Below are 12,306 nucleotides of genomic sequence, written 5' to 3' on the forward strand. Positions count from 1 at the left end.
TTAAATTATGTTTATAGATAGAGCGCGCGTCTTTGTTAAGGCTGGTGACGGTGGGGACGGCATGTCCAGCTTCCGCCGTGAGAAATACGTGCCAAATGGCGGCCCTAGTGGTGGAGATGGTGGTAAAGGGGCAGACGTTATTTTTAAAGCGGACAAGAATATTAATACTCTTGTAGACTTTAGATATAAACGTCAATTCAAGGCACCTGCTGGTGGTAATGGTGAAAGCTCCAACAAGCATGGTCGTGGTTCTGAACCGCTTATCATTCCTGTTCCATTGGGGACAGTAATTAAAGAAGAAGAAACTGGCAAAGTTTTCTGCGACCTCGTTAATGATGGCGATACATTTGTCATTGCTAAAGGCGGTCGTGGCGGTCGTGGTAATGCTCGTTTCCAAACGAGCGCTAATCGTGCGCCAACCTTTGCAGAAAAAGGTGAACCAGGTGAAGAATTCTGGTTACAATTAGAGTTAAAAGTATTAGCTGACGTAGGTTTATTAGGCTATCCATCTGTTGGTAAATCTAGTATTTTGCGTAAAGTATCTAAAGCTCAACCAGAGGTAGCAGCGTACCACTTTACTACGTTGACACCAGTTCTAGGTGTTGTAACTATTTCTGGGGATCGCAGCTTTGTATTAGCTGATATTCCTGGCCTTATTGAAGGGGCTAGTGAGGGTGTTGGTTTAGGTCATAACTTTTTACGTCACGTAGAACGGACTAACATTTTAATTCACGTCCTTGATGTATCTGGTATGGAAGGTCGCGATCCAAAGGTTGATTTTGATGCTATTAATGAAGAACTTCGTAAATATTCTGAAAAATTAGCTAATAAAAAACAGATTGTTGCGCTCAATAAGATTGATATGGTCTTTGATGATACAACAATTCCTGATACAAAAAAATATTTTGAAGATAAAGGCTACGAAGTATTCCTTATCAATGCATTAAGTGGCGAAGGTTTACCAGAACTTATGGAACGAGCTTACTACTATGTAGAAAATTATGAGCCAGAACCGGAAGCAACTGATGATACAGTAGTATACGAAGCAAAACCGGATGTAGAATTCGTTATCACCCGTGGTGACGATGCTGCATTCTATATTACAGGTAAACGTATTGAACGCTTAGTAGCAATGACAAATTTAAGTGATGATCAATCTCTTCGTAGATTCCAACGCATTTGGCGCTTTATGGAGCTAGATGCTAAATTAAAAGAAAAAGGTTGTAAAGACGGTGATGAAGTTGTGATTGGCGATCAACGCTTTACATTCCAAGAGTAGGAGTAATAATGACAGGAAAACAAAAACGGTATTTACGTTCTTTGGCAGCAACAATGCCACCAGTAGTTCAGATTGGTAAAAATGGTTTAGAAAATAGTGTTATTGATAGTGCTCGCGCAGCCTTAATGGCTCGTGAATTAATCAAGGTGAAATTACACAACAATAGCCCTGAAGATAAGACGATTTTCCAAGAGTTAGCTGATATGTTAGGTGCTGAATTAGTCCAAGTCATTGGTTTTAATGGTGTTTTATATAAAGCTAAAAAAGAACCTAAAATTATTCTACCTAAGTAAATCGTTATATTACTAAATTTTATTATAGTGGGAACTTCATAACCAATTGGCCTAGGAGGTTAATCTATGCGCAGTTCTATCATCGACGCAAAAAGAATAGTAGTAAAAGTAGGCAGTAGTACGCTATGTTATGCTAATGGACATTTAAACTTAGAACGCATAGAAAGATTAGTACGCCAATTATCAGATTTAGCTAATCAAGGTAAAGAGGTTATCCTTGTTTCTTCTGGTGCAACGGGAGCTGGCCTTGCCCCTCTAGGATTTAAAGAAAAACCTAGAGACCTTGTTTTGAAACAAGCTGCTGCAGCAGTAGGACAAGGTATCCTCATCCATATGTATGAGCGTATGTTTCGTGAATACGGTCGTACAGTAGGTCAAATTCTTTTAACAAAAGAAGATAGTACAGGCCGCCATAGTTATCTAAACTTGCGCAATACATTACATACGTTATTGCAACTCAATGTTATTCCTATTATCAATGAGAATGACGTAGTTGCTATTGAAGAGTTTAAAATAGGCGATAATGATACTTTATCTGCTACTGTAGCAGGTATTGTAGATGCTGATTTACTTATCATTTTGTCTGACATTGAAGGCTTATATACGGCTAATCCAGCAACTCATCCTGACGCTACTTTAATAGAAACAGTTTCTGAGATTACAGATGAAACGTATGCTATTGCAGGTGGTGCTGGTTCTAACATGGGCACTGGTGGTATGTATACTAAAATTAAAGCAGCTCACATGGCGACAAACTCTGGTGTACCTATGGTGATTACCTCTGGTGAAGTAGAGGACTCAGTTCGTCGCGTATGTAAGGGTGAACAAATTGGTACTCTCTTTGAAGCACATGATACTGGTCTATCAGGGAAACATCATTGGCTAGCCTTTGGTAAGCGGTTGAAGGGTTCCATTACTATTGATGATGGTTGTGCTCGTGCTGTTTTAGATAAAGGGGCTAGTATATTGCCTGCGGGCATTATTGATGTAGAAGGTACCTTCGGACCTGGTGATACGATTTCTATTTATCATAATGGGAAAGAAATCGGACGTGGTCTTATCAACTATAGCGTTGATGATATGAAGGCTATTAAAGGTCATAATACTAACGATATAGCTCAAATTTTAGGTATTAATACAACCTATGATGAAGCAGTACATCGTAATAATCTAGTTTTATTACATTGAGGATATCCTATGAACCAGTATGAAGAAATTTGTAAAGATATGGGTCAAAGAGCTAAAGCGGCATCCTTTGAATTAGCTCAAATTGATCAAGGTACATTAGATTCTGCATTATTAGCGATTGCTGATGCTGTAGAAGCACAAGCCGATGAAATCATGGCTGCTAATAAGTTAGACTTAGATAAATCTGGGGACTATAATGTGCCTCAAACCATGATAGATCGATTAACATTGACACCTAGCCGCATTTCTCAAATGGCTGAAGGTGTTCGTCAAGTAGCTGCTCTTGAAAGTCCAGTTGGTTCAGTTCTAGAAACAATTACACGTCCTAACGGTTTGACTATTGAAAAAAGAGCGGTACCTTTTGGTGTCATTGGTATTATTTTTGAAGCTCGTCCAAATGTAACAATTGATGCTGGTGTGCTTTGTTTAAAAACATCGAATGCTACGATACTGCGTGGTGGTAAGGAGGCCTTCCATACCAACCAAATTATCGTAACTATTATGCGCAATACCTTAGAATCTTTAGGAATTACGCCAGATGCAATTCAACTTGTTGAAGTTCTAGATCGGGATATGGTTGGTGTATTATTACACCAACGTGAATATATTGATGTCATCATTCCTCGTGGTGGAGCTGGACTTATTCGTCGTGTTGTAGAGGAAAGTAGTATTCCTGTTATTGAAACAGGTAGTGGTGTGTGTCATACATATATAGATGAATATGCGAATCTCGATATGGCATTAGAAATTGCAATTAATGCAAAGGTACAACGTCCGTCTGTATGTAATTCTATGGAAACATTGCTAGTACACCAAGCGGTAGCCGGTGAATTTTTACCACGTCTTGATATGGCTCTACAAGAATATGGCGTTCGCATTCACGGTGATATAGATGTAGCTCAATATATGGAGAATACAATTCCTTTAACAGAGGATTCCTTCCATACCGAATATAACGATATGGACTTAAATGTACGTATTGTTGAAAATCTTGAAGAAGCCATCAATCATATTAATTGTTATTCTACACATCACTCTGAGGCTATCGTAACAGATGAACCGATGCGTGCAAGAGTATTCATGAACTTAGTAGATTGTTCTACTGTGTATCATAATGCTTCAACGCGTTTTACTGATGGTTTTGAATTTGGTTTTGGTGCTGAAATCGGTATTAGTACTCAAAAGCTCCACGCTCGTGGACCAATGGGATTACAAGCACTAACATCATATAAATACTTTGTATTTGGAGAAGGCCAAGTTCGAAAGTGAAGACAGTATATTACTTAATAAGGGCATACTACAGATATATTCAGACCCCTAAAGGTCGATATGAATGGATATCCTATGGAAAAGCACTGCTCTTATTTATCATTATTTGTGTCATTGTCATTAAGGGTGTGACATTATTATGGTAGAGAAACGTCGTATAGGTATCATAGGTGGAACATTTAATCCTATCCATTTAGGGCATCTAATGATTGCTGAGGTGGCTTGCGAAAGCTTTAACCTTGAGAAGGTTATTTTCGTGCCAGCACGGATACCACCTCATAAGCAACATGATGTAATAGATAGTCATCATCGATATGCTATGACTGCAGCAGCCGTGTCAGATAATCCAAATTTTGAAATTTCTGATATAGAGATGCGTCGAGAAGGCCCTTCGTATACAGTTGATACGATTCAACATTTTAAGGTGATGTATGGACCAAATGTTGAATTTTACTTTATAGCTGGAACGGATACAATTCGTGCGTTGCCAACGTGGAAATTTATTGAGGAATTATTAGATGAGGTCCACTTTATTGGCGCTACAAGACCTGATGGATCTAGTGCTATTGATGAAACATTAGATATTTTAGGACCAAAAGCACGAGAAAAAATACATCTTATGGAAGTTCCTGAGATGAAATTATCTGCTACGTATTTACGAGAGCGGTTACGTTCTGGAAAAACTGTTCGGTACATGTTGCCTAAATGTGTAGTGGAGTATATAGAAGAAAACCATATTTATGGGAAGGAATAAAGGATGTTATCATTTGATGAAATACAAGTTAGCGTGAGTCAATGGTTGACCAAAAAACGTTTTAAGCATACTCTTGGCGTTGTTGAATCAGCCACTCATTTAGCTGAGCTTTATGGCGTTGATGTGGAAAAGGCAAGATTAGCCGCATTGTTGCATGATTGCGCAAAGGAGCTTCCTCTAGAGGAAATGCAAAATCTAGTTAGAGCTGAATCTTATGAGGCTGACGAAGAATTATTAAGTAATGGTAATCTTTTACATGGATTAGCTGGCATGATTCGTGCTAAACAAGAATTTTCCATATCTGATGCTGATGTTTTAGAAGCCATTAGAGTTCATACGACTGGTAAGATACATATGTCTAAATTAGATAAAGTTATATTCTTAGCAGACTATATAGAACCTAATCGAGATTTCCCAGGTGTTGATGAATTGCGTAAAGTGGCAGAACAAAATTTAGATAAAGCTGTATTGCTTGGTTTTGATAACACTATTATTCATCTTATTGAGCAAAAACAATCTATTTATCCTTTGACCATTCTTGGTCGTAATGATGTGTTACAATCTTGTAAATAATGGAGTTTATATATGGAAGAACGTGAACGAGCAAGAGCTCGCCGTCGAAGAAGAAGACGTCAACAAAAGTCATCTGTTAAATGGCCTAGAATTATATTAGCTATTATTGTTGTAGTAGCATTACTTGGCGGTATAGGATACGGTCTATATACTGGCGTATCTTATGCATATAGAGCTATTGTAGGTACTACCGAATCAACTGATGCATCTGCAGATAATGGAAATAAACAAGATGGTAATACTGTGTCTGTAGAGCAAAAAGGCTTAGATAAACCATTATATATTCTTGTTGTCGGTACTGATGACAATAATCCAAGTCAAAGTGATAGCTTATTCTTGTTATCTATTAATTTAGATCAAAAGACAATGGATGTTATTGGCATCCCTAGTAATAGTAAAATTGATAACAGGGATCAGACTGACGCAACAATGCTCAATAGCATCTATGAAAAAGGTGGTATTGATTTAACAAAAGCTGTTATTGAAGATATGTTCCATATTTCAATACCATATTATGTTGTTGTTAACAAAAATGCTTTCAAAAAAACGAATGATGTATTAGGAAATCAACAAATCTATGTAGAACAAACTATGGAACACGTAGATGCAGACGGAAATAAAGATATCGATTTGCAACGAGGCTATCAAACATTAGATAGTGATAAAGCATTGGCTTATTTACGATATTCTGATCCAAAACATGATACATTTACACGTGTACAACGACAAGAACGCTTTTTAAAACTATGGGTAGAAGAAGAGCATAATGCATTCTTCTTAACAAATGCATGGCATATTTGGCGTATTTGGGATCATTATGATAGCAATATTTCTACATTAGATGCTATTAAGCTTGTGTATAATGCTAGCAAAATCAATAAGGAAGAAATCCATTTCTATATTCTTCCTGGAGAAAAAGAGCTAGTAGGAGATATGACATATTGGAAGGTAAATCCTACGGAAGCACAACGATTAGTAGGCATTACGATGGGAAATTTACCAGCTAATGAAATGACACAATTTGTAACAGCTCCAACTAATAGTACAGCCAAAGTTAAAGTTGCACCGGAATCAGAACATAACGGTGGGACAATTACAAAGCCAACAGAACCTGGTGATGAGAGTAGTAAAAAACGGTAAAAGGGGAATAGTATGAAAAATAAAGAAGAGATTAAACAAATCGTATTACAATTAGCACAGGCTGCGTTTGATAAAAAAGGTAGAGATATTGAAATTCTCGACTTAGAAGGTGTATCCATGTTAGGTGATTACTTCCTAATTGCTAGTGCAAACAATATCAAGCAATCTCAAAGTATTGCTGATGAAATGGAAGATAAAGCAGCAGAATTGGGCATGACAGTCAACCACAGAGAAGGTTACCGTGAAGGTGAATGGATTTTACTTGATTTTGGCGATGTTATTTGTCATGTCTTTGGTGGTGATGAATTGCGCGAATTCTACGGTTTAGAAGAGTTGTGGAATGATGCAGTTCGAGTTCCATTTGAAGGAGTATAATATGGCTACTGAATTGTTGGAAAATACAATTGCCACATTAAAAGTATTGCGTACTAGTGACCAAGGGGCCTTTCTAGATGGTCAAACAGGCAATACAAATGATGATATTTTGCTTCATAAGGATCAACAAACATCTCCGGTTGCCATTGGTGATGAGGTAGAGGTATTTTTATATCGCGATCCAAAAGGACGTTTAACTGCTTCTATGCGTTTACCTGCGATGAAGGTAGGTCAAATTGGCTATGTTGAGGTAATCAATACTACAAACTTTGGCTGCTTCGTTGAGGTTGGCACTGAGCGTGGTATCTTTATGCCACATGCTGAGATGCGTGGACGTCCTCAAGTTGGTGAAAAGGTTTGGGTTCGCCTATATACTGATAAATCTGGTCGATTTGCAGTATCTATGGATGTAGATGATGAAATGCGTCGTGCTTCTAAGGCCGCTACAGAGGCTAAGGTAGGACAACTAGTTAAGGGTGCTATTTATAACTTAACTAGTGATGGGGCATTCTTTATTACTCCAGAACGATGGATAGCCTTTTTACATCGCTCAGAAATGACGAGAAAACTAAAGGTTGGGGAGATGGTTGAAGGTCGCGTTACCTTTAAACGTGATGATGGCCGAATCAATGTATCTATGCGCCCTACCAAGGAAAAGGCCCTCATATCTGATGGAGATATTATTATGGAATATCTTCTTAACCGTGGTGGTAAGATGCCGTATAGTGATGAATCTTCTGCTATGTTGATTAAAGATAAGTTTAACATCAGCAAAGCCGCGTTTAAACGTGCTTTAGGGCATTTGATGAAAGAGAAAAAGATTGTTCAAGATGATGGTTGGACATTATTAACTGAAATAGGACGTCAATGGACACCTCCTGTTAGTAATGAATCACAAGAAGAGGAATAAAGACGATGAAAATTGTCATTGTAGGTGCTGGTAAGGTTGGCTATTCCTTGGCACAACGCCTGATACAAGATGATCATGATGTGTACGTTATCGATCGGTCATCAGAACGCATACAAAATCTTGAAAATACCTTAGATGTTAGCCTTGTTCAAGGTAACGGCAGTGATATACAATTGCTTAACGAAATCGGTATGGATGATGTAGGAATGTTTATTGCTGTTACCGATTCTGATGAAGTAAATATGCTATCCTGTGCTGTAGCTAAAATGACAGGTGTTCCTACAACGATTGCTCGTGTTCGAGATAATACGGTAGCAGAACATATGGATGATGAGATGCGTGCCAAATTAGGCGTAGATTTGTTCATTAATCCTGAAATGGTTACGGCTCAAGAGCTTTTACAAATTTTAGAAACGCCTTCAGCTATTGATGTTGAGGACTTTGGTCAAGGCGCTGTGCGCCTCATGGAATTTAAGATTACAGATGATATTCCATTAATCGGAAAACCTTTAAAAGAAATCCAATTCCCTGAAGGTGTTTTACTAGTAGGTGTTTTACGCTATGGTGAAATGATTATTCCTCATGGTGAAAGTATTCTACAGCCTGATGATAGTGTATTCTTTTTAGGCTTGAAAGAAGCCGTTGAAGAGGTAGAAAGTCTTTGGTTCCATAATCATAATACATTCTATAAAAGAGCTGTTATCATTGGAGCTGGCCTTTTAGGTAGAAATTTAACGGTCCTTTTGGAGCAAGCTGGATTTTCGGTTAAAGTTATTGAAAAGAATTTTGACCGTTGTGAACAGCTAGCAAACCTTGTGGATAAGACAATTGTTATTAATGGAGATGCTACGGATTTCGATCTCTTAGAAGCAGAAGAAATTGCTGATAGTGATGTTATTATTGCACTTACAGATGATGATAAACTCAATCTATTAGTTGCTCTTGTAGGTAAGCATATGGGGATCCCTAAGACTGTAGTACGTGTAGGGCGACCTGAATACATTATGCTTATGGAACAAGTAGGCATTGATGTCGTATTCTCTCCACGTTTATTTACAGCTAGTCAAATTTTACGTTTTGTTCGAAGCGGAGAAGGTGTTTTATCAATCTCTACCTTTGAAGGTGGGAAAGCGGAATCTATTGAGGTTGCTATTACAAGTGAATCACCTGTAGCCGGTAAACAATTGAAAGATATACGTTTACCAGGGAAGGCTTTAGTAGGTGTTATTTTGCGTGGTGATGAAGCCATTGTGCCACGTGGTAATACTGAGATTTTAGATGGAGATCACATTGTTCTCTTTGCGTTACCTGAATCGGTAAGTAAATTACTTAAATATCTAACCTAGTTTGGAGGGACTATGCGCATTCAAATTGTCATGTCCTTAGTGGGGCGGCTATTATATATATTTGGGATTTTTACATTGATACCCTTTATATATGGTGTCGTATTTGAAACTGCATATTGGTCATTTTTGATTACCACCGGTATTTCATTCGGCTTAGGTGGACTTTTATCTTATTATGGCAAAGAAAGTCAAAGTTTTAGTCTTCGCGATGGGTTTTTAGTAGTATCAGCTACATGGATATTAACCGTTATCTTAGGCTCCTTACCATTTCTTGGTAGTGGTATTTTAGTCAATGTATTTGATGCGCTGTTTGAAGCTACATCTGGGATTACTGCAACTGGTGCTACTATTATTAATAGTGTAGATGATTTACCGAATACATTTGTATTATGGCGTGGACTTATGCACTGGATTGGTGGGATGGGGATTATCGTCCTTATTTTATCCTTCTTGAAAAATCTTGGTGCTGACGCAGCTCATATGTTTAATGCAGAAGCTTCGGTACCAAAACCAGGTGTAGTTATGCCTCGTATTCAATCAATGGCTACAAAACTTTGGCGGTTATATATTGTGTTCACTGGAGTTTGTTTCCTCATGCTATGGGCGGGTGGAATCGAACCATTTGATGCACTTAATTATGCATTTTCTATTATATCTACAGGTGGTTTTACACCTACATCAGCTGGTACGTTTGTTTATGAGCAGAATAACTATATTTGCTTTGTATTTATATTCTTTATGATATTAGCAGGCGGAAATTTTTCTGTGTACTATAATGCTCTTCATAAAGGGATTCGTATTTTAATTGATGATTTTGAAACACGCATGTATTGGCTTGTAATTCTAATAGGCATTATAATTATTGGATTATCATTAGCCTTACAATCTACTATAAATGATCCAATACAAATTATTAGGGATGCGTCTTTCAATCTTGTATCGATTCAAACTGGTAGTGGATTTGCTGTAAGTGATTATGATTTATGGCCTGCAGCTGCGCAGATGATGCTCTTTATTTCATCATTTTTTGGTGGTTGTAGTGGTTCTACCACAGGGGGCGTTAAAATTATACGTCTCATTATTTTAATTAAAAGTAGTATCATTTATCTGCGTAAATCGATTCATCCAGATATGGTTCAAGTTGTACGCATCAATGGTAAACCAATGCCTACTAAGTGGATTCAAATGACACAACAATTTTTATTTTTATACTTAATGATTTATGTTGTTTCTGTCTTTTTGATGACTTGCACTGGTTTATCCACATATGATTCTATGCAAGTGATAACAGCATTCTTAAGTAATGTTGGCCTTGGTTTTGGTGGATTCGGTCCCACTGATTCCTTTGGTGCTATGCCTGACTCAGCAAAATGTATAGCTATTGTTGATATGATATTGGGGCGTTTAGAATTATTTACCATTCTTGTTATGCTTCATCCTCAATTCTGGGAAGGGTATTTTATAAAAAAACAATCTTCCAAGCGGTATCGTATTCTATAGGGGGCGAATAATATGAATATTATAAAACGCCCTCTAGGGCTTTATAAAGCGAATTGCTACGTACTCGTTAAAGAGGGTAAATCTTTAATAATTGATCCTGGATTTCATAGTAAGCATATCATTGAAATGGTAGGGGATTCTGAACCAATAGCAGTTCTATTGACACATGGTCATTGTGACCATGTGTCAGCTCTAGATGAGGTATGTGAGCATTATAATATTCCTGCTTATTTACATCCTTTAGATCAAGAATTGTTACAATTAATTCGTCGCAGACCAAGTGTTTACAAGAAGAAAATGTATACTAATTGTAACGATTTAGTAACAGGTAAACTACAATTAGGACCCTTTGAAGTTATTGTCTATCACACACCTGGTCATAGTGCTGGTTCTGTTTGTTTTGAAATAGAAGGACATCTATTTTCAGGGGATACTGTATTTAAACAAAATGTAGGGAATACTGACAATTATAATAGTAATCCAGAAGATTTGATTACTAGTTTGAAGTATATATTAACCTTGTCTAAGGATTTAATAATCGACCCAGGACATAAAGAATCCACAACATTAAAAGATGAAGAAGAATTCATCAAAAATATTGTAGGATAGTGTTGACAAAAGTCCTGATAACCGATATACTAAGCAAGTACTTTGGATACGGCCCCGTGGTGTAGCGGTTAACATGTCGCCCTGTCACGGCGAAGATCGTCAGTTCAAATCTGATCGGGGTCGCCATTCATGCCTCGGTAGCTCAGTTGGTAGAGCAACGGACTGAAAATCCGTGTGTCGACAGTTCGATTCTGTCCTGAGGCACCATGTACATGCGGGAATAGCTCAGCGGTAGAGCACCGCCTTGCCAAGGCGGGGGTCGCGAGTTCGAATCTCGTTTCCCGCTCCAACTTTATATGGCGGCATAGCCAAGCGGTAAGGCAGAGGTCTGCAAAACCTTTATTCCCCAGTTCGATTCTGGGTGCCGCCTCCACAAACGTTACCCATGCCGGGGTGGCGGAACAGGCAGACGCAACGGACTTAAAATCCGTCGGTTGGAAACAACCGTACCGGTTCGATTCCGGTCCTCGGCACCAATTAAGACTAACTTCGGTTAGTCTTTTTTTCTTATGTAAATTAAGTTTTTAATACTACATATTAAATAATACTATGAATAAGAAACCTAAATTGCTAATTAGTGAATGTCTATGCGGCGTATCATGTCGTTATGATGGAAAAGATAATTATATAGCGAAATTACCATTGTTAAAAGAAATGTTTGATTTAGTACCTGTATGTCCAGAAGTATTAGGTGGACTTAGTACACCGCGTGATCCTGCAGAACGACAAGGAGAACGTATATGTACAGCTAATGGGACTGATGTAACTAAAGAATTCCTTATAGGCGCTCAGAATACATTAGATATAGCTTTTCAAAATGAGTGTAATCGGGCTCTAATGAAAGCAAAAAGCCCTAGTTGCGGCTATAAGCGCATTTATGATGGTACCTTTAGTAAAACCCTACGGGATGGTCATGGATGCACTGTAGAGGCTCTATTAAAGAATAATATTGAAGTGTATACAGAAGATGATATTGATTTATTAATAGAACAAAAAAAGAGATGAGTTTTAACTCATCTCTTTTTTGTTTTTTCTTTACTATAACCTTAACTGGCTATCATTACATAATT

Annotated in this window: 13 protein-coding genes and 5 tRNA genes; all 18 read left to right on the forward strand. The window is 37.8% G+C overall.

Features of this window, described 5'->3' with window-relative positions:
* Nucleotides 1–7: 7 nt before the first annotated feature.
* Complete coding sequence (obgE, locus tag VRHSUH10_RS01050; RefSeq protein WP_105089112.1) at nucleotides 8–1,279, forward strand: GTPase ObgE; 1,272 nt, start codon at nucleotides 8–10, stop codon at nucleotides 1,277–1,279.
* 8 nt (nucleotides 1,280–1,287) lie between these two features.
* Entirely contained in the window at nucleotides 1,288–1,572 is a 285-nt protein-coding gene (gene yhbY / locus VRHSUH10_RS01055) for a ribosome assembly RNA-binding protein YhbY (RefSeq protein WP_024066152.1), read from the forward strand.
* A 66-nt stretch (nucleotides 1,573–1,638) separates the two neighbouring features.
* Entirely contained in the window at nucleotides 1,639–2,760 is a 1,122-nt protein-coding gene (gene proB / locus VRHSUH10_RS01060; RefSeq protein ID WP_105089113.1) for a glutamate 5-kinase, read from the forward strand.
* A gap of 9 nt (nucleotides 2,761–2,769) precedes the next feature.
* Nucleotides 2,770–4,029 carry a glutamate-5-semialdehyde dehydrogenase gene (locus VRHSUH10_RS01065; RefSeq protein ID WP_105089114.1) on the forward strand — a complete coding sequence of 420 codons (1,260 nt, stop codon included), beginning with the start codon at nucleotides 2,770–2,772 and terminating at the stop codon, nucleotides 4,027–4,029.
* 139 nt (nucleotides 4,030–4,168) lie between these two features.
* Nucleotides 4,169–4,783, forward strand: coding sequence for a nicotinate-nucleotide adenylyltransferase (gene nadD / locus VRHSUH10_RS01070; protein WP_105089115.1), 615 nt, complete (start codon nucleotides 4,169–4,171; stop codon nucleotides 4,781–4,783).
* Nucleotides 4,784–4,786: 3 nt separating this feature from the next.
* The gene (gene yqeK, locus VRHSUH10_RS01075) at nucleotides 4,787–5,356 is read left to right on the forward strand and encodes a bis(5'-nucleosyl)-tetraphosphatase (symmetrical) YqeK (RefSeq protein ID WP_105089116.1); all 570 of its coding nucleotides are present in this window, start codon (nucleotides 4,787–4,789) and stop codon (nucleotides 5,354–5,356) included.
* Between the two features lie 12 nt (nucleotides 5,357–5,368).
* Nucleotides 5,369–6,496 carry an LCP family protein gene (locus VRHSUH10_RS01080; protein ID WP_105089117.1) on the forward strand — a complete coding sequence of 376 codons (1,128 nt, stop codon included), beginning with the start codon at nucleotides 5,369–5,371 and terminating at the stop codon, nucleotides 6,494–6,496.
* 12 nt (nucleotides 6,497–6,508) lie between these two features.
* Nucleotides 6,509–6,871 (forward strand): ribosome silencing factor, encoded by a 363-nt coding sequence (gene rsfS / locus VRHSUH10_RS01085; RefSeq protein WP_105089118.1) that lies wholly within the window; start codon nucleotides 6,509–6,511, stop codon nucleotides 6,869–6,871.
* Nucleotide 6,872: 1 nt separating this feature from the next.
* Nucleotides 6,873–7,781, forward strand: a complete 909-nt coding sequence (locus VRHSUH10_RS01090; RefSeq protein ID WP_039969222.1) for a S1 RNA-binding domain-containing protein — start codon at nucleotides 6,873–6,875, stop codon at nucleotides 7,779–7,781.
* A 5-nt stretch (nucleotides 7,782–7,786) separates the two neighbouring features.
* Nucleotides 7,787–9,127: a Trk system potassium transporter TrkA gene (gene trkA, locus VRHSUH10_RS01095; RefSeq protein WP_105089119.1), complete on the forward strand. Its 1,341-nt coding sequence runs from the start codon at nucleotides 7,787–7,789 to the stop codon at nucleotides 9,125–9,127.
* A 12-nt stretch (nucleotides 9,128–9,139) separates the two neighbouring features.
* Entirely contained in the window at nucleotides 9,140–10,627 is a 1,488-nt protein-coding gene (locus VRHSUH10_RS01100) for a TrkH family potassium uptake protein (RefSeq protein WP_105089120.1), read from the forward strand.
* Nucleotides 10,628–10,639: 12 nt separating this feature from the next.
* Nucleotides 10,640–11,236: an MBL fold metallo-hydrolase gene (locus tag VRHSUH10_RS01105; RefSeq protein ID WP_105089121.1), complete on the forward strand. Its 597-nt coding sequence runs from the start codon at nucleotides 10,640–10,642 to the stop codon at nucleotides 11,234–11,236.
* A gap of 50 nt (nucleotides 11,237–11,286) precedes the next feature.
* Nucleotides 11,287–11,362: transfer RNA gene (locus VRHSUH10_RS01110), tRNA-Asp, on the forward strand.
* A 5-nt stretch (nucleotides 11,363–11,367) separates the two neighbouring features.
* Nucleotides 11,368–11,443 (forward strand) — tRNA-Phe (locus VRHSUH10_RS01115).
* A gap of 7 nt (nucleotides 11,444–11,450) precedes the next feature.
* Nucleotides 11,451–11,525, forward strand: a tRNA-Gly gene (locus VRHSUH10_RS01120).
* Between the two features lie 9 nt (nucleotides 11,526–11,534).
* Nucleotides 11,535–11,609, forward strand: a tRNA-Cys gene (locus tag VRHSUH10_RS01125).
* Between the two features lie 14 nt (nucleotides 11,610–11,623).
* A tRNA-Leu gene (locus VRHSUH10_RS01130) sits at nucleotides 11,624–11,712 on the forward strand.
* A 73-nt stretch (nucleotides 11,713–11,785) separates the two neighbouring features.
* On the forward strand, nucleotides 11,786–12,241 hold the full coding sequence (locus VRHSUH10_RS01135; RefSeq protein WP_105089122.1) for a DUF523 domain-containing protein: 456 nt from the start codon (nucleotides 11,786–11,788) through the stop codon (nucleotides 12,239–12,241).
* Nucleotides 12,242–12,306 lie beyond the last annotated feature (65 nt).

It is taken from the genome of Veillonella sp. T11011-6 (assembly GCF_002959755.1).
Taxonomy (GTDB): domain Bacteria; phylum Bacillota; class Negativicutes; order Veillonellales; family Veillonellaceae; genus Veillonella.